At 56.6% G+C, this 15,419-nt stretch carries 16 protein-coding genes and 1 riboswitch; of the genes, 10 read left to right on the top strand and 6 right to left on the bottom strand.

Annotation, left to right across the window (positions count from 1 at the left end; genetic code table 11):
* Nucleotides 1-7: 7 nt before the first annotated feature.
* A complete protein-coding gene (locus IDH41_RS03435) occupies nucleotides 8-481 on the bottom strand; it encodes a DUF2269 family protein (RefSeq protein ID WP_190858317.1) in 474 nt (157 codons plus the stop codon).
* 26 nt (nucleotides 482-507) lie between these two features.
* Complete coding sequence (locus IDH41_RS03430) at nucleotides 508-1,101, bottom strand: TetR/AcrR family transcriptional regulator (protein ID WP_190858315.1); 594 nt, start codon at nucleotides 1,099-1,101, stop codon at nucleotides 508-510.
* A gap of 184 nt (nucleotides 1,102-1,285) precedes the next feature.
* Between IDH41_RS03430 and kduI the strand changes: the two genes are divergently transcribed.
* The 3 genes from kduI to kduD are packed head-to-tail and all read left to right on the top strand — an operon-like array spanning nucleotide 1,286 to nucleotide 3,702.
* Nucleotides 1,286-2,116 carry a 5-dehydro-4-deoxy-D-glucuronate isomerase gene (gene kduI / locus IDH41_RS03425; RefSeq protein ID WP_190858313.1) on the top strand — a complete coding sequence of 277 codons (831 nt, stop codon included), beginning with the start codon at nucleotides 1,286-1,288 and terminating at the stop codon, nucleotides 2,114-2,116.
* A 31-nt stretch (nucleotides 2,117-2,147) separates the two neighbouring features.
* The gene (locus tag IDH41_RS03420) at nucleotides 2,148-2,942 is read left to right on the top strand and encodes a DeoR/GlpR family DNA-binding transcription regulator (RefSeq protein ID WP_190858311.1); all 795 of its coding nucleotides are present in this window, start codon (nucleotides 2,148-2,150) and stop codon (nucleotides 2,940-2,942) included.
* Between the two features lie 4 nt (nucleotides 2,943-2,946).
* Complete coding sequence (kduD, locus tag IDH41_RS03415; RefSeq protein WP_190858309.1) at nucleotides 2,947-3,702, top strand: 2-dehydro-3-deoxy-D-gluconate 5-dehydrogenase KduD; 756 nt, start codon at nucleotides 2,947-2,949, stop codon at nucleotides 3,700-3,702.
* Nucleotides 3,703-3,778: 76 nt separating this feature from the next.
* On the opposite strand, the gene IDH41_RS03410 is transcribed toward kduD, so the two are convergent.
* Nucleotides 3,779-4,207 (bottom strand): hypothetical protein, encoded by a 429-nt coding sequence (locus tag IDH41_RS03410; RefSeq protein WP_190858307.1) that lies wholly within the window; start codon nucleotides 4,205-4,207, stop codon nucleotides 3,779-3,781.
* Nucleotides 4,208-4,210: 3 nt separating this feature from the next.
* A riboswitch (cyclic di-AMP (ydaO/yuaA leader) is annotated at nucleotides 4,211-4,372 on the bottom strand.
* 59 nt (nucleotides 4,373-4,431) lie between these two features.
* Nucleotides 4,432-4,764, bottom strand: a complete 333-nt coding sequence (locus IDH41_RS03405) for a winged helix-turn-helix transcriptional regulator (RefSeq protein WP_190858305.1) — start codon at nucleotides 4,762-4,764, stop codon at nucleotides 4,432-4,434.
* 147 nt (nucleotides 4,765-4,911) lie between these two features.
* Here IDH41_RS03405 and IDH41_RS03400 point away from each other — a divergent pair, with 147 nt between their 5' ends.
* The 4 genes from IDH41_RS03400 to IDH41_RS03385 all read left to right on the top strand — a co-directional run bounded on the left by IDH41_RS03400 (nucleotide 4,912) and on the right by IDH41_RS03385 (nucleotide 8,812).
* Nucleotides 4,912-5,676 carry a DODA-type extradiol aromatic ring-opening family dioxygenase gene (locus IDH41_RS03400; protein WP_190858303.1) on the top strand — a complete coding sequence of 255 codons (765 nt, stop codon included), beginning with the start codon at nucleotides 4,912-4,914 and terminating at the stop codon, nucleotides 5,674-5,676.
* Between the two features lie 42 nt (nucleotides 5,677-5,718).
* Nucleotides 5,719-6,465: a GTP cyclohydrolase II gene (locus tag IDH41_RS03395; protein WP_190858301.1), complete on the top strand. Its 747-nt coding sequence runs from the start codon at nucleotides 5,719-5,721 to the stop codon at nucleotides 6,463-6,465.
* A 259-nt stretch (nucleotides 6,466-6,724) separates the two neighbouring features.
* Nucleotides 6,725-7,756 (top strand): hypothetical protein, encoded by a 1,032-nt coding sequence (locus IDH41_RS03390; protein WP_190858299.1) that lies wholly within the window; start codon nucleotides 6,725-6,727, stop codon nucleotides 7,754-7,756.
* Between the two features lie 90 nt (nucleotides 7,757-7,846).
* A complete protein-coding gene (locus IDH41_RS03385; RefSeq protein ID WP_190858297.1) occupies nucleotides 7,847-8,812 on the top strand; it encodes an aldolase catalytic domain-containing protein in 966 nt (321 codons plus the stop codon).
* A gap of 91 nt (nucleotides 8,813-8,903) precedes the next feature.
* Here IDH41_RS03385 and IDH41_RS03380 read toward each other — a convergent pair whose 3' ends face one another.
* Nucleotides 8,904-9,206: a hypothetical protein gene (locus tag IDH41_RS03380; RefSeq protein ID WP_190858295.1), complete on the bottom strand. Its 303-nt coding sequence runs from the start codon at nucleotides 9,204-9,206 to the stop codon at nucleotides 8,904-8,906.
* A gap of 148 nt (nucleotides 9,207-9,354) precedes the next feature.
* Between IDH41_RS03380 and IDH41_RS03375 the strand changes: the two genes are divergently transcribed.
* On the top strand, nucleotides 9,355-10,656 hold the full coding sequence (locus IDH41_RS03375) for a vWA domain-containing protein (RefSeq protein ID WP_190858293.1): 1,302 nt from the start codon (nucleotides 9,355-9,357) through the stop codon (nucleotides 10,654-10,656).
* Between the two features lie 609 nt (nucleotides 10,657-11,265).
* Here IDH41_RS03375 and IDH41_RS03370 read toward each other — a convergent pair.
* Nucleotides 11,266-12,645 carry a Glu/Leu/Phe/Val family dehydrogenase gene (locus IDH41_RS03370; protein ID WP_190858291.1) on the bottom strand — a complete coding sequence of 460 codons (1,380 nt, stop codon included), beginning with the start codon at nucleotides 12,643-12,645 and terminating at the stop codon, nucleotides 11,266-11,268.
* A 166-nt stretch (nucleotides 12,646-12,811) separates the two neighbouring features.
* On the opposite strand from IDH41_RS03370, the gene IDH41_RS03365 reads away from it, so the two are divergent.
* Together IDH41_RS03365 and IDH41_RS03360 are read left to right on the top strand one after the other, a co-directional pair.
* Nucleotides 12,812-14,332, top strand: coding sequence for a spore germination protein (locus tag IDH41_RS03365; protein WP_223829408.1), 1,521 nt, complete (start codon nucleotides 12,812-12,814; stop codon nucleotides 14,330-14,332).
* The gene (locus IDH41_RS03360; RefSeq protein WP_190858289.1) at nucleotides 14,325-15,410 is read left to right on the top strand and encodes a Ger(x)C family spore germination protein; all 1,086 of its coding nucleotides are present in this window, start codon (nucleotides 14,325-14,327) and stop codon (nucleotides 15,408-15,410) included. The genes IDH41_RS03365 and IDH41_RS03360 overlap by 8 nt, the downstream gene beginning before the upstream one ends.
* The last annotated feature ends 9 nt before the right edge of the window (nucleotides 15,411-15,419 follow it).

Here is a 15,419-nt window from a genome sequence, read left to right as displayed (position 1 = left end):
CTCCTTATTAGAAGCTTTTGGCGATCATCAGGTACAAAATCACGAGCGGAAGCAGCGTGGCCGCGATGCCGAAAATAGCCCATAGGCGGGACGCGCGCCGATATTCCGGGGAGAGGCCCGCATCTCCGGCTTGGCCGTCCGGGCCGACCTTGCTATGGCGGATCATCGCCCGCTGAAGAGGCAGCAGCACCGCAAGCCAGATGGCGCCCGTCACGCCAAACAAAATAAGCGAAGCCGTCAGCCAGTTGAAACCGTTCAGCCCGATCCCTTCCCGCGCGGCCATCGCGATTCCGGACACGATAATAAGCGCGAGGCCGGGCAGCGTGAATACGTAATCGGCGAGCATGACGCCCCGAACCGTATGGTGAATATGAGCCCGATCGTTCGACAAATCCGCCCGCACCTTCCAATAAGCGGCTGTAATAATATTTCCGGCGAACAGCAATACGCCGACCAGATGCATCGTTAACCATCCGTTCATGACGGCATCACCCTCTCTTGTCGTTTCTATTCGGCTTGTAAAGTCCGGACCACGAAATCGGTATACGCCTTTGCGTCGAATGGCCCCGAGGCGTCCGGGATCGTTGAGCGGACCCGCAGGCCGAGCGACAGCAGGACGAACAGGTCGGCCGCTGCGTCCGGATCGACCGATTCCTTAATGACCCCATGCTCCTGCCCGGTCGCGATCCACTGTCTGGACAGCTGCACGGACCGCTCGTAAAACTTCCTGAGCGCTTCCGCGACCGCGGGTTGTTCTTCCTTCCCGAGCAAATAAATGAGCACCTTGTTCGTCACCTCGGAGGGATCCTGAAGCGAAGGGAAATGCTCCGCGATTCTCCTCATCGGATCGTCGAAGGTAGTGCGGCCCCGCTTCACTTCGTTCATGAAATTCGCGTTCGTCTCTTCGAGCCTCTCCTGCAAAATCCAAGCAAAAATATCGTCCTTGGCTTTCACGTAATGAAATATGGCCCCCTTCGAAAGGCCCGAGCGCTCCATAATATCCTTCATCGTGACGGCCTGGCAGCCTTTTTCCGTTATGAGCGCCCTGGTCGAATCGAGCAGCAGCCTGGTCGTTTGCTCCCTGCGTTCCTCTTGCTTCATCGATAAGCCTCCATTTTCCCTTAATTGATTTTATTATATAAACCGACCGACGGTTTGTAAATAGCGAGTCGAATCATGCATGGACGCAAATTGATCCTCACAAGAAAATGTACTGTTTATGTTCGTAAATGTGTGATACTATATTAAACGAACAAATACAAACTTTTTAGGAGGTTTTATCCCGATGGAAGTACGTCATACGACAAACCCGACCGACGTGAAGCAATATGCGACCGACCGCCTGCGCAGCGAGTTTCTGATCGAAAGCCTGTTCGTGCAGGATCAAATCAAAATGACCTACACGCACTACGACCGCATGGTCATCGGCGGCGCGTTTCCCGTGAAGGAATCGCTCGAGCTGGAAGCGGCGGCAACGCTGAAGACCGAATATTTTCTGGAGCGCCGCGAGATCGGCTTCCTGAATATTGGCGGACCGGCGAAGATCACCGTCGACGGCGAGACTTACGAGCTGAACAAGCTTGACGTGCTGTACGTCGGCAAAGGCAAGCGCCAGGTGCTGCTCGCGAGCCTGGATCAATCGAATCCCGCCAAGCTCTATTTCTGCTCCGCGCTTGCGCACGCCGCCATCGCGACGCGCAAAATGACGATGGAGGAGGCGAATCCTACTCATCTCGGCTCGCAGGAGACGTCGAACGAACGCATCCTGTACAAATACATTCACGCGGACGGCATCCAAAGCTGCCAGCTGATGCTTGGCGTCACGAGTCTGCAATCCGGCAGCGTCTGGAATACGATGCCTTCGCACGTGCACGACCGCCGCATGGAGGCGTACCTTTACTTCGACATGAACGACGACGCCCGCGTCTTCCATATGATGGGCGAGCCTTCGGAGACGAGGCATCTCGTCGTGGCGAACGAGCAGGCGATCATCTCGCCGCCTTGGTCGATCCACTCCGGCGTCGGAACGAGCAACTACACGTTCTGCTGGTCGATGGCCGGCGAAAATTATACGTTTACGGATATGGACGCCGTGCCTGCCAGCGAGCTAAAATAGCAGCATTCGCAACAGGAGGTGTTAAAGCATCATGTTAGCCGCAGAACGCCACCGCAAAATTATCGAAAGGCTGGAGCAGCACGGCGCGGTTAAAGTTTCCGAGCTGAGCGAGCAGTTCCAGGTGACGGAGAAGACGGTCCGCGAGGATCTCGAGAAGCTCGAAGAGAAAGGGCTGCTCAAACGGACGCACGGCGGCGCGGTATTGGAGCAGAACGGGGAGGACAGCCTGTATCCGCTCCAATTCCCGAACAGCAAGCATCAGCGGGAGAAGGGCGCGATCGCCCAGCTGGCGCTGACCTGCATCGAGGAGAACGACATCATCGCGCTGGACGCGGGCAGCACGACGCTGGAGATGGCAAGGCGGCTGCCGAACATCCCCGTCACCGTGCTGACGAACGATCTGCTCATCGTTCGCGAGCTGACGGCCAAGGATCAGGTAAGGCTGGTCGTGCCCGGCGGCTACCGCCACAATAACGTGCTGATCGGCGCCGAGTCGCACGAGTGGATCAAGAAGCTGAACGTTCATAAGCTGTTCCTATCCACGACAGGCGTTCATTTGGAGTACGGGCTGACCATATTCACGGAAGAATTGACGAAGCTGAAGAAGCTTTATTTGGAGAATGCCAAGACGGTCTACTGTCTGGCGGATCACAGCAAGTTCGACAAGGGCGCGCTCATTACGTTCGCCGGTCTGGACGAAATCGACACCATCATTACGGATGACGGGATCGGGGAGGACGTGGCGGCGAAGTACGAGGCGCATCAAATCCGAATCATGAAGGCGCCGCTTCCGGATAGCGGAAAGCGAAGCAAGGGGAAGGTGTGAGCCAATGAATTTGTTTGATTTGACGGGCAAAGCTGCCGTCGTAACAGGCGCGGGCCGGGGACTCGGCGAAGCGATCGCGCTAGGCTTGGCCAGGGCGGGAGCGGACGTGGCGCTCGTCACGAACCGCACGCCGGCCGACAAGACGGCGGAGGCAATCCGCTCGCTCGGCCGCAAAGCGATCACGATCCAGGCCGACGTCGGCGACCGTTCGAAGCTGGCCGGCATGATCGAGCGCACGGCGGACGAGCTGGGACGCATCGACATTTTGGTCAACAACGCGGGCATTATCCGCCGCACGCCGGCCGCCGAGCACAGCTACGAGGATTGGCAGGAAGTGCTCGACGTGAACCTCAACTCCGTGTTCGTGCTCTGCCAGCTTGCCGGCAAGCGGATGATCGAGCAGGGCTCCGGCAAAATCATCAACGTCGCTTCAATGCTGTCTTTTCAAGGCGGCATTACGGTTCCGGGCTATACGTCGAGCAAGCACGCCGTTGCGGGACTGACGAAGGCGCTGGCGAACGAATGGGCGGGCAAGGGACTGCAGGTCAACGCGATCGCTCCGGGCTACATGAGCACGGACAATACGGAGGCGCTGCGCGAGGATCCGGTCCGCAGCACGCAAATTTTGCAGCGCATTCCGGCCGGCCGCTGGGGAAAGTCCGAGGATTTGGTCGGTCCGGCCGTATTTTTGGCGTCCGCCGCGTCCGATTACATGAACGGACATATATTGGCCGTCGACGGGGGATGGCTGGTTAGATAGCAACAAAAAAACGGGCGGAAGCGCGGCAGCCTATCGGCAACCGGCGTTTCCGCCCGTTTTTTTTGTTGTGATCCGCTTAGAGCAGCGACAAATAGTTCACGGCTCTCTGGCGAAGCACGTATTCCTCCGAATCCGCCGCAACCGGCGTCTGGTCGGGCGATTGCGCGATGGCATGGTTCACGGCGGCTTTGAACAGGTCAAGCGCCCGTCCCGACTGCGCAGCACCGTCGTACTGGCAATCGTGCAGCGGGGGCAGACCGATCCGGCCGACGAATGCGACGAGAATGTCGCTCCATCGCTCGAGGTCGATCATTTCATCGTTCTCGTCGACGAACAGTTCGCTCCAGCCGAATCCGGCATCGCTTGTCAAGCGAAGACATACCCGATACCCGGGGGAATCGATGGCAAGCGCGGGAATGACGAACAGTTCGATACGAGAAACCGTTAATGAAGGGGATTGTTCGGAGAAATAGGGAACGTGATGACTTGCGGTTTGACGCAACATAAATAATCCTCTCCTTTGCCGCTTACGAGGTTAGCTGTCGGATTCGGGCCAGAGAGTATGCCCTACCGGGGCCGCAAGCCCCGGATTCACCCCTTGCGAAGCGCTAAGCGCCCGCGTTTGGTTCCCCCGCTTTTTCGGTTTCGAAAAATTCAGCGTAATAGGTTTACCTTTTAATTTTAAACCTGTAAGGGAAATTTGTAAACCGGATCATCCGTACCTCGGCGTCAGCATTCCTCCGCGGCTTCTTCCTTCTCGATCCAATTCCGCGACCAAGCCTCGATCTCGCGGATGACCGGCTCGAGCGCGCGCCCTTTCTCCGTCAGCGAATATTCGATGCGGACCGGTATTTCCGGGTAGACGTGACGGTCGACGATCCCTTCGAACTGGAGGTCCTTGAACCTCTCCGACAACAGCCTGCCGCTGATCGGCAAGGCGGACTGAACGGCGCAGAAGCGCTGCGGTCCGGATAACAACTGATATATAATAAGGCCGGTCCAGCGTTTGCTTATTATGTCCATCCCTTTCTGGAAACGCGGACAAAGTTCGGACTGTTCCATTCTTATCACCTCGTTTATGTTCCCCTCAGTATAACTCCAGTATCATCTATATACAAGCACACCTGGTTATTGTTAATTACTTGACTATTAATAGTTATAAAATTATAATTAGTTACAAATAGTAAGTGAATTTGGAGGAGGCAAGTCATGAATCCTTTATTTCTTGCGCACGGATCGCCGATGCTCGCCATCGAGCAGAACGAATATAGCGAATTTCTGCAGCGCACGGGCGCTGCGCTAAAACCGGATGCGATCGTTATTTTCACGGCCCATTGGGAAACCGAGGCGGTCACGATCTCGTCTAAGGATGACGAATATGAGACGATATACGATTTTTACGGCTTCCCGGACGAACTGTATCAGGTGAAATACCCGGCTAATGGCTCGAGCGAGGTCGCCGCTCTCGTCGGCGAGCTGCTGACCGGCAGCGGCATTCCCGTCGCCTACGATCATGAACGGGGACTCGATCACGGCTCTTGGACGATGCTGAAGCATCTGTTTCCGAAGGCGGACGTGCCGGTCGTTCAAGTATCGGTCAATCCGTACCGTACCGCGGAGGAGCAGTTCCGTATCGGCGAAGCGCTGCGCAGCCTCGGCTCGCGCAACATTTTGCTTATAGGCAGCGGCGTCACCGTCCATAACTTGCGGATGGTGAAGTGGGGCCAGGAGGAGCCGGAGAGCTGGGCTGTCGAATTCGACGATTGGCTGATCGGGAACATGAACAAGCGGGACACCGATTCGCTGTTCCGATATGAAGAACTGGCGCCTCATGCTACAATGGCAGTACCGCGCGCGGAGCATTTCGTCCCGCTCTACATCGCGATGGGCAGCGGCGATCCTGCGAACGCGCCGAAGGTCGTTTACCGCAGCTATCAATTCGGCACGCTCAGCTATTTGTCGGTGCAATTTTAATCATCGTTCCATAAATTACCGCAAAAGTAGGTGTACGCATAAATGATTAAGCCAAACCTTGCAGCAATCATTAAGGATAAACTAAAACGGACGCGGCACGGCGGGGACGATCTGTACGTCGTCGGTCCGGTCAAGCTTCCCGTCGAGCTCGACGGCGAGACGAAAATTTTCCACTGGTACAGCTGGCTGCGGAAGGAGGCGGGGGAGGAGCTGACCGCCGAGCGGCTGGTCGACGACCTGAACCATACTTCATACGCCGATCTACAGCAATCGAGCGTGCTTGTCTACGGCGACTTCGAGCATAATCCCGACGCGCTGATCCGGATGCACAGCATCTGCCATACGGGCGACATATTCGGCAGCGCGAGATGCGACTGCGGCTTCCAATTGAAGCAATCGATGCGGATCATCGCCGAGCACGGATCGGGCGCGCTGTTCTACTTGGCGAACCACGAAGGCCGCGGCATCGGCTTGTTCAGCAAGGCGCTCGCCTATTTGCTGCAGGAGGAAGGCCTCGATACGGTCGACGCGAACACGGAGCTCGGCTTCGCGGACGACGCCCGCGATTACGGCGAGGCGATCGCCGTCTTGAAGGTACTGCGCCAGGCGCCGGTATCGATCATTACGAACAATCCGCGCAAGGTGGACGCGCTGCGCAAGGCGGGCATGAACGTCGCGGGAAGGGTGCCGCTGTGGGGCAACGCCTCGGTATACAACGAGAAGTACTTGCAGACGAAAGTGAACCGTTCCGGCCACTTCGGGCAGGAGCCTCAATCGATCGTGAAATAAACCGGAATGATCGCCCTTTTTTATGATTAATGAAGCCGTTTCGGCGCGAAAGCGCCGGGACGGCTTTTTTTCAAATAAAAGAGTTTATAAGTTTTGCACTTATAAATGAGCTTATATTTCATCGCGAAACGAGCTTATGCCGCCAAAGGACGGCGTCAGCCGTTTACGCTTGATGCGAACTTTTTTTGAAGAAAAACCGTCTTTAACTTTATCCGGAGGATTTATTCATAACAATAAAGATCGAGAGGAATGATGATAAATGAAGAATGAGGGCCAAATGAAATCGTACAAGTGGAAGAGCATGCTGATCGGCGTTTGTTTGGCGGCCGCGCTTATCGTATCCGGCTGCGGCGGGGGCGGAAACGCGGGCAATGGAAATGCGAATGCGGGTGCCGGTTCCAATCCGCCGGTATCGGAAGAACCGCCTGCGGCCACGCCTGAAGGCAAAGTCGATCAGGAGCTGCTGGACCGGCTACAAGCGGCTCTGAAGGATGCGGCGGACGCGTCGGTTGTTACGGCGTTCATAACCGAGCATATATCCGTCGCGAATCAAGCGACCGCCGACGCCATGCTCCGCGCATTGCACGCGTACTATGACGCGAATCTGGAAGCGGCGCAGCAAGCCTTCTTCGAGGATGGCGTGCAGGAGGCGCTGCTTGCCGAACAATGGCCGATTACGGAGGAAGCGGCGGCTTCCATTAAGGACGAAGCGGCGAAGAAGCTTGCGCTGGGCGCGTTCAAAGGCGGATACAAGCTGGAAACGGTGGAAGGCTCCATCTACCCGATCGTCGATTACGGCTATCAGAAGAGGTTCGGCGAGCAGCTGTCCGAGCCGATGAACGCGTATATCGGGCTGAAGGCGGCCGAATCCGACAAAGCGACGGTCAAGGACGGCGGGCTCGTCATCGCGTGGGACGAATTGGCCGCCCGCGCCCTTGAGGCCGAGCAATATCTCGACAAATACAAGGATTCGCCGGAGCGCGAGGAGGTGCTGAGCCTATACGTCGACCGTTATTTGGCGATGTACGTGAACGGTCAGATCAACTCGCCGATCTACGACCGCGAAACCATGAAGCTGCTGGACGAAGTGAAGGCGAGCTATATGAAGACGGTGGCGGACGCCGCGGATTCCGTCACGGGGCAGCTCGTCGCGAAGTTCCTGACCGCGCTCGCGGAGACGGATGAGCGGGTCGCCGAACTGAAGGACGGCGAGGCCGTCGATTTGCCGGCCGTCAAACCGTTCCGCGACGGGTTGGCGGACGAAGCCAGGAAGCTCCTGGCTCAGCCATAAATCGACAAAAACATTTTGCGTTCTATATCCTTTTCAAGTAAAATGAGAAAAAAATGAACTCATGTTCACAAATAAAAGGAGTAACAACGCATGCATTCAAAAACGAGCCATTGCAAAATTGTTGACTGCACGATCCGCGACGGCGGACTCGTAAACAACTGGGATTTCAGCGTCGAGTTCGTTCAGCATTTGTACCAATGCTTGAATGAAGCCGGCGTCGACTATATGGAAGTCGGCTACAAAAACTCGCCAAAGCTGCTTAAGGGAGCCGACAGCGCCGGACCGTGGCGGTTTCTGAACGACGATTTCCTGAAGAAAGTAATCCCGAACAAGGGCAATACGAAGCTCTCCGCGCTCGTCGATATCGGCCGCGTGGACGAGAGCGACATTTTGCCGCGCAGCGAAAGCATGCTCGACCTGATTCGGGTTGCCTGTTACATTCAGGACGTCGACAAGGCGCTCGAGCTCGTGCAGGTGTTCCACGACCGCGGCTACGAGACGACGCTTAACATTATGGCTCTCTCGAATGTCATGGAGAATCAGCTTATCGAAGCGTTCGAGCTGATTAACCAAAGCGTGGTTGACGTCGTATACGTCGTCGACTCCTACGGCAGCCTGAAGCCGAGCGACATGTCCTACCTCGTCGACAAGTTCAAGCAGCATTTGCCGAACAAGCGACTCGGCGTGCATGCGCACAACAATCTGCAGCTTGCGTTCGCGAACACGCTGCTCGCGGCGGAGAAGGGCGTCGAGCTGCTTGACTCTTCCGTATACGGCATGGGCAGGGCGGCTGGAAACTGCAACACCGAGCTGCTCGTAGCCGAGCTGCAAAATACGAAATACAACATTCGCCCGGTGCTCGACATGATCGAGAAATATATGATTCCGCTTCGCGAGAAGGAAGAATGGGGCTACATCATCCCTTACATGATTACCGGCATATTGGATGAGCACCCTCGTTCCGCGATGGCGCTGCGCGATTCCGAGAACAAGGACAAAGGCGTGGAGTTCTACGACCGCCTGACGACGCCGGAAATCGCCCATAGCAAATCTTAATCGTTCCACCAAAAAAGCTGCCTAACGGGACCGTTCGCGGATCCGTTAGGCAGCTTTTTTCGGCGCAACCGCTTCGGTTGGCACAGGGCAACTATTGCTCGAACAGTTCGCCGTCGCCGCGAATCGCCGCAGCCTGATGGGGCTCGTTCGGATGAAAATACCCTTTGCCCCGGAACACTTGGCCGCTGCCCGCGACAGCCGTCAGCGTCACGCCAATATCCTCGCTTCGGCCGAACCAGGCCAGAAGCTCCCGGTCTTCCACCCCGTTTATGTCGACGTACCAGAGCCGGTCGCCGTATTCCGTCACGCGGACAAGCTCGGCCGACGTGAACGCGAGCGGCTTGGTCTGCTGTCCGAACGCGATCTCAAGCGCGATAAGGTCAAACGTTTCCACGATGAAGTCCTCCTGTGAATGAGCCTGAATACAGCCAGTAATGAAAGCTGCATGCCTGAATCCGATTGTAAGGGGAACGGCGGCGTTATGCAACATTTGTAAACCGCCCCGCGTCTGATTAGCAAATACAAATAAAGGGGTTGAACGAATGAAGGAGGGTCATGTTGGAACGAAGAGGCGTGGGGGCAATAGTCGGATCGGCTTATTTGCCGCGGCGGTACTTGCGGTCGCGCTGACGGTAAGCGGCTGCTCTTCGTCCTCGTCGTCGAATGCGGCAGACGACGATGCCGGGAACGCGGCCACGGGGGAGAGCAAGGAGATGGCTTCCGCCGATTCGTCCGAACGCCACTCCATAAGCGAGGAGCCGGCAAGAGAGAAAGAAGGCGGCAAGCGCGGCTACGCGAATCCGGACCGGGACGTGCAGGCCGGCCAGTTAACCGCGGGCGAGTGGGACGATTTGGCCGCATGGGAGCGGTTCGGCAACCTGCTGAACAGCCGGGAAGGCGACGAAGGGAAGCGGGCTTGGGGCTTTATGCAATTCCACCGGCTTGAAGTCATCGTGACGGCGAACGGGAAGGCGGTGCCGGATGCGCTCGTGCAGCTGAAGAACGGCAAGCAGTCGGTATGGAAAGCGCGCACGAACAATGAAGGCAGAGCTTATGTGTATGCCGGTCTGTACGAACAGGATAACGCGAACGAAGGGCGTTACGAGGTTCAAGTCGACGCGGGCCAGGAAAGAAAAACGATGGAGCGGCTGGATATCCTGCAGCAGGGGAGCGTCAAGGTGGATCTAGGCAAAGCCGAGGAGCCGTCCGGCCAAGTGGACGTCATGTTCGTCGTCGATACGACGGGCTCGATGGAGGATGAGCTCAACTACTTGGAAGCGGAGCTGAAGGACGTCGTGAGGCGCGTCTCCGACGAGCAGGCGAATCAGCTCGCCATCCGGCTGAGCGCGAACTTTTACCGGGATAAGCATGACGATTACATCGTAAGGCCCTATCCGTTCACGACGGACGTGGGCAAAGTGATCGATCAGTTCGGACAGCAGAAGGCGCAAGGGGGAGGCGACTATCCGGAGGCCGTTGACCGGGCGCTGCGCGACGCGATCCATGAGCATGAATGGAGCAGGGAAGCGCGCGCCCGGCTGCTGTTCCTCGTGCTCGACGCGCCGCCGCACGACGATCCGCAGGTCGTCGACGAGGTGCGTCAGCTGACGAAGGAGGCGGCCGCGCAGGGCATCCGCATCATTCCGGTCGCTTCCAGCGGCGTCAGCGTCGACACCGAATATTTGCTTCGGTTCATGGCGGTGGCGACGGGAGGCACCTACCTCTTCCTGACGGACGACAGCGGCATCGGTGGCGACCATCTGGAGCCGGCCGTCGGCGAATACGAGGTGAAGCTGCTGAACGACTTACTGGTCGAAGTCATTAACCGGTATGTACAGGATTAGCGTCATCATAAGTACAGTATCATGGCGGTGCCAAGGGACGATCCTTGCACCGCCATTAATTTGTCGCGGAGCGCTGTATCCAAGGCCATCAGGTCTAATTGCTAGACTTGATTCGTCAAAACTAACTCAAATTTGCGTAACGGATCTAATTTTTAGATCTGATTGGTCACGAGCCCGCCGCATAAGCCCGGCCTGCAACGATTTAATTTCAAAAACTGAAACTAAAAGCGATAGGTGATGGGAAAACGGAGACTTAGTTTCAAATTTTGAACTAAACCGGCTATAGTCGAATGACAAATCGCGAATTCATCCGTATAGTTTCAAATATTGAAGCTATTTAGGAGGTGAGTGGTTTGATGAGCGAATTAGTTTCAAATTTTGAAATTAGCTTAGCAGTCACGCTGTCTCTGCTGTCTCTGCTGTCTCTGCTGTCACGCTGTCTCACTGTCTCGCCGTCCCGAGGCTTACCATCGTCGAAGAAGGCGAGTGAAGCGCGAGAAAAAGTGGCGATCCGAGGGACGCGAGCAAGAAAACGGGGATTTTGGAGGAGCTGTCTATAAGGTCGTATCAGACCTTACAGACAGCTCCTTACGTGCCTGGGCCGCGAGTCTAATACAGCTTGCCCAGCCGGTACAGCACGGTCGAAAGCTTCATGACGGCATGATTGTAGCAGTTCCGGCGAAGCGGGGCGACGTCGCCGAAGTAGGCGGGCAAAATGCCGCTCAGCGTCGTTTCCATCTTGGCGAACAGCAGCTTATGCACCTCGTCCTCGCTGTAGAACTGCGTCTCGCGTCCTTGCAGCCATTCGAAATACGAGACGATGACCCCGCCCGCGTTCGCCAATATATCGGGAATGACGATCGCGCCGCGCGCGGCCAGCGCTTCGTCGGCTTCGCCCGTGACGGGCGCGTTGGCGCCTTCGACGATGATGTTCGCCTTCACGCGGCCGACGTTGTCCTTGCGAATTTGATCCTCGAGCGCGGCCAGGATCAGCACCTCGGCATCCAAGTAAAGCACGTCCTCGCGCCCGAGAATTTGGGCCTTCAGGCCGAGCTCGGCGAGCGCGTCTTCGCCGGTCGGCAGATCGCCCCGATTATGGGCCGCGTATTCGATCAATACCGGGATCCGCAGCCCGTCGGGGTTATATAATGTGACGTTCCGGTCGCTGACGGCCACGACCTTATTGGCGAGATGCGGGCAATTGTAAGCCTCCAGCGCGGCGACCGAGCCGACGTTGCCGAAGCCCTGGACCGCGATCGAGAGCGGCCGGTCCGCATGGGCGAGCGCCGTCCGCGCGAACGGATTGCCGCTCCCCGCAAGCCGGCTGCCCTGCGTTTTCAAATAATCGTGAAGCATATACCGGAACGTGAAGTAGACGCCTTTGCCCGTCGCTTCCCTGCGCCCCAGGGAGCCGCCGCTGACGACGCTTTTTCCCGTGAAGCTGCCGAGGTAGGGCTGGCCGGGATGGATACTTTTGTATTCGGCCATCATCCAGTCCATCTCGCGCTCGCCCGTCCCCATGTCCGGGGCCGGAATGTCTTTGTCCGGACCGAGGACGTCGCTGAAATACTGGACGTATTTTTTACAAATCAAATAGAGCTCCTTCGCGGAATAGCGGCGCGGATTAATGACGACCCCGCCCTTGCCTCCGCCGAACGGCACCTCATGCAGCGCGTTCTTAAGCGTCATCAGCGCCGCCAAATTCGTAACCTCGTCTTCGTTCACCGATTCATGGAACCGGATGCCGCCCTTGTACGGGCCGAGCGTGTCGTTATGCTGAATGCGGTAAGCCGGAATCCGCACGACGTCGCCGCTGTCCAGCGTAATGCGAAGAAAGGCCTTATGGACCTTGTTGGGCGTGGAAAGAATCGCGGCTAGCGACTGAAACGCCTGCACGCGCGCTTGCTCCTGCAAATTCGGCAAAAATGTCCGATCTCCCATTAAAGCGTTCAAGGACTGCTGCACGATGGCTCCGGTTTGACTCGCCATGGCCGTTCGACCTCCTGTTCATGGATGAGATGATTGCACTCCCTAACTTTACCATATCGAGGCAAGGAAACCAAAAACGGCTGCGGCGCTCCGGGTCATGTATGGTTTATCGAATCGCCGAACATAATGGTGTTAGCTTAAAACCTGCAGCGGAGGGAGCAGACAGATGGAGCGGAACGAAGCATCGTCCACGCAATCCAAGAATCGCGGGATGGACGTCCCGAAGACGGCCCTCGAACTATTCGGCTTGGCCCGGAAATCGACCGACTTCCATCAGCTGACGCTCTTCGAAGACGACGGGCGCCCGCCTGTCCGGATCAGTTATTATCAATCGCTAACCGATACCGAAAAAATAAACCGGTTCCTCGTAGCCAACATTCAAAAAAACGGCGAAGCCATAACCGGGCTGGACGATATAAAACGCGTAATCGCGCTTGACGACGCCAAGGCGGCGGAAGACGTCCCCGACCTGGAGAAGAAGCTGATGAAAGGCTACGCGGCCGTTCAATACGGCAGCGAGGCAGAACCGGTTCTGCTGGTCGACGTCAATAACGCGGAGTCCGGGCATCGCCTCTACAACGAAACCGAGAACGAATTCAGCGTCGTAGGACCTAAGGTCGGCTTCGTCGAAAACATCGGGCTCAACCTGCATCTGTTAAGGCAGCAAATCGCCGTTCCGGAACTCGTACTGGAAGAAATCGCGATCGGCTCGTTGTCGAACACGAAGGTCGCGATCGCGTATTTGGACGGCGTGACGAACCCGAAGCATGTCCAGACGGTCAGGCAGCGGCTGTCCGCCATCGATTACGATGTCGTGTTCGACAGCTCGCTGCTCGACCAGATCGTTTCGGACAATTCCAATACGCCGTTCCCGCTGTTTCTCTCGACGGAGCGGGTTGACCGCGTCACCTACGCGATCATCTCGGGACAAGTCGCCGTACTCGCCGACGGCTCCCCGTACGTCATTACGGGGCCGTCTACCTTTTTGGATTTTTTCATTTCGCCCGAGGACTATTACCTGCCTTGGATTCTCGGCTCGTTCTTCCGCGTCATCCGGATTATAAGCGTCCTTTTCTCCATATTCGCCACGCCGTTGTACGTCGCGGTGTTAACGTATCATTTCGAGGTGATGCCGGAAATTTTGCTGGAGCCGCTCATCATGTCGCGCAGCCACGTCCCGTTTCCTCCCGTCATGGAAGCGATCTTCCTGGAAATCACGATCGAGCTGCTGCGCGAGGCCGGGGCGAGGCTTCCTTCGAAGATCGGGCAGACGCTCGGCATCGTAGGCGGCATCGTCATCGGCCAGGCAACGGTCCACGCGGCGCTGACGAGCAATATATTGCTGATCATCGTCGCTTTAACCGCGCTCGCCTCCTTTACGACGCCGATCTTCAAGATGGCCAATACGATTCGCCTCATCCGGTTCCCGTTCATTCTGCTTGCCGCATTATGGGGAGGGCTCGGCATCGTGATCGGGTTCTTCTTCCTGCTTGGGCATCTGCTGCGCTTGAAATCGCTCGGCACGCCTTATCTGGTGCCGCTCTTCCCGTTCCGGACCGGCAATCTCGCGGACAGCGTCTTCCGTGCCTCCTACCGGCACTTGACGGATCGGAGCAAATTTCTAAAGCCGCTCTCGGTTAAGCGATACCGACCGAGCGAGGAGAAGGAGGATATCGACCATGAGTAGGGCGCTGCGAAGGCTGGCGGCTTCCTGTCTTTGCCTGTCCGTCCTTGCCGGCTGCAGCAACGAGGGGATCGTCGATCATATCCGGATCGTGTCCGTGCTCGGATTCGACAAGAACGAAGCCGGTTATTCCGGAACTGCCCTGTACGCCGATTACGCCGGGAAAGGAAAAATTACCACTCTGCGGGCGAACGCGAAGCAAACGAACCTGGTTCTGAACGAATTCGACCTCCAGTCGGCGAAGCATGTCCGGATCGAGAAGCTGCGCATGCTTTTTTTCAGCAAGTCGCTCGCGGAACAAGGGATCTCCTCCTTTTTGAAAACGATATGCAAGGACCCGTTAATCAGCAATTACTTGATTATGGCCGTATCCGAGGAATCGGCCGCCGCCTTGTCGGAATCGCTCGCCGGCAAAGAAAGCATCGAGCTTCCGTACCATTTGATCGAACACAACATGAGGAGGGGAACGATTCCGCTCTCCAACCTGTCGACCGTCTTGTTCGATTATTACGGGACGGGGAGGGACTTCTCGGTTCCTTATCTAAGATTGAACGGGAAGGGTGATATTGAAATAGCGGGATACGGCATTTTCAAGGACGACCGCCTGAAGCTCGTATTGAACCGGAACGAAATGCTGCATTATAAAATGCTGCAAGGAAAATATTTGAAGGGGGATATCCCGTTTACGGTTTCGGACGGGAAGCGCGAAGGCTCCGCCATCTTTTCCATTAACTACGGAAAGCAGTACAAAACCGTCGACGCCGAGCCGAACAAGGCGCAGATCAATTTCAACTTCCAGTTGAACGGCATGGTCAAGGAGTATCCGGAATGGTTCGATTTAAAGGACGAAGCTTACAACGATCGGCTGCTGGCGCAATTGGAAGCGCAAATAAGGGACAAGCTGTCGTCGCTTCTCCTGAAATTGCAAGAAGAAAAGGTCGACCCGCTCGGCATAGGCGATCTGGTCAGATCCCGCCGCAGAAGCTGGAGCGAGGAGCAGTTCTACGCAGCCGAATATTCGAACGTCGACTTCGGCATACGCCTTCATCTCCGCATAAGCAAATCCGGCATAGGGGAATAAATTCGTCAA

The sequence above is a fragment of the Paenibacillus arenilitoris genome, from assembly GCF_014705655.1.
Lineage (GTDB): Bacteria > Bacillota > Bacilli > Paenibacillales > Paenibacillaceae > Pristimantibacillus > Pristimantibacillus arenilitoris.
This window is presented reverse-complemented; position numbering and strand designations above follow the sequence as displayed.

Excerpts from the sequence above, each read along its gene's own strand:
- kduD (WP_190858309.1), top strand. The coding sequence starts at position 2,947 with ATGAATTTGTTTGATTTGACGGGCAAAGCTGCCGTCGTAACAGGCGCG.
- IDH41_RS03370 (WP_190858291.1), bottom strand. The coding sequence starts at position 12,645 with ATGGCGAGTCAAACCGGAGCCATCGTGCAGCAGTCCTTGAACGCTTTA.
- IDH41_RS03360 (WP_190858289.1), top strand. The coding sequence starts at position 14,325 with ATGAGTAGGGCGCTGCGAAGGCTGGCGGCTTCCTGTCTTTGCCTGTCC.
- IDH41_RS03430 (WP_190858315.1), bottom strand. The coding sequence starts at position 1,101 with ATGAAGCAAGAGGAACGCAGGGAGCAAACGACCAGGCTGCTGCTCGAT.
- IDH41_RS03435 (WP_190858317.1), bottom strand. The coding sequence starts at position 481 with ATGAACGGATGGTTAACGATGCATCTGGTCGGCGTATTGCTGTTCGCC.
- IDH41_RS03385 (WP_190858297.1), top strand. The coding sequence starts at position 7,847 with ATGCATTCAAAAACGAGCCATTGCAAAATTGTTGACTGCACGATCCGC.
- IDH41_RS03375 (WP_190858293.1), top strand. The coding sequence starts at position 9,355 with ATGAAGGAGGGTCATGTTGGAACGAAGAGGCGTGGGGGCAATAGTCGG.
- IDH41_RS03390 (WP_190858299.1), top strand. The coding sequence starts at position 6,725 with ATGAAGAATGAGGGCCAAATGAAATCGTACAAGTGGAAGAGCATGCTG.
- kduI (WP_190858313.1), top strand. The coding sequence starts at position 1,286 with ATGGAAGTACGTCATACGACAAACCCGACCGACGTGAAGCAATATGCG.
- IDH41_RS03405 (WP_190858305.1), bottom strand. The coding sequence starts at position 4,764 with ATGGAACAGTCCGAACTTTGTCCGCGTTTCCAGAAAGGGATGGACATA.
- IDH41_RS03410 (WP_190858307.1), bottom strand. The coding sequence starts at position 4,207 with ATGTTGCGTCAAACCGCAAGTCATCACGTTCCCTATTTCTCCGAACAA.
- IDH41_RS03400 (WP_190858303.1), top strand. The coding sequence starts at position 4,912 with ATGAATCCTTTATTTCTTGCGCACGGATCGCCGATGCTCGCCATCGAG.
- IDH41_RS03420 (WP_190858311.1), top strand. The coding sequence starts at position 2,148 with ATGTTAGCCGCAGAACGCCACCGCAAAATTATCGAAAGGCTGGAGCAG.
- IDH41_RS03365 (WP_223829408.1), top strand. The coding sequence starts at position 12,812 with ATGGAGCGGAACGAAGCATCGTCCACGCAATCCAAGAATCGCGGGATG.
- IDH41_RS03395 (WP_190858301.1), top strand. The coding sequence starts at position 5,719 with ATGATTAAGCCAAACCTTGCAGCAATCATTAAGGATAAACTAAAACGG.